1 protein-coding gene is annotated in these 478 nt (G+C 62.1%); it reads right to left on the bottom strand.

Features of this window, described 5'->3' with window-relative positions; translation table 11 throughout:
- The coding region (locus KHA85_RS20120) for a protein adenylyltransferase SelO family protein (RefSeq protein WP_213186649.1) at window positions 1-478 on the bottom strand (478 nt) is incomplete at both ends.

The following is a 478-nucleotide window of genomic DNA, read 5'->3' on the forward strand; positions in this document are numbered from 1 at the left end:
GTCCTGCGCCGTCGGCGTGAAGAAGCCGAGTTTGGCGCGCATCTGTTCGCCGTAGGCGCGCATCAGCGCCGGCTCATACGCCGCCAGCGCCTGCTGCAGCTGTTCGGTGGTCATCAGCCCCGATAGGGTCTGCGCCAGACGATGCAGGTTCCACAACGCCACCGCCGGCTGATTGTCGAAGGCGTAACGCCCCTGGTGATCGGAATGGTTGCAGATATAGCCGGGCTGGTAGTCGTCAAGGAAACCGTAAGGGCCGTAATCGATGGTGATACCGAGAATCGACATGTTGTCGGTGTTCATCACGCCGTGCGCGAAACCGACGGTTTGCCAATGGGCGATCAGGCGCGCCGTGCGTTCGACCACGTCGGTAAACCACAACAGGTAGCGCTCGGCCTGATCCTGCAGCTGCGGCCAGTGACGGGCGATGACGAAATCCGCCAGCTGCCGCACCTGCTCCGGCTGGTTACGGTAGTAAAAG

The organism is Dietzia massiliensis (assembly GCF_018390595.1).
GTDB lineage: Bacteria > Actinomycetota > Actinomycetes > Mycobacteriales > Mycobacteriaceae > Dietzia > Dietzia massiliensis.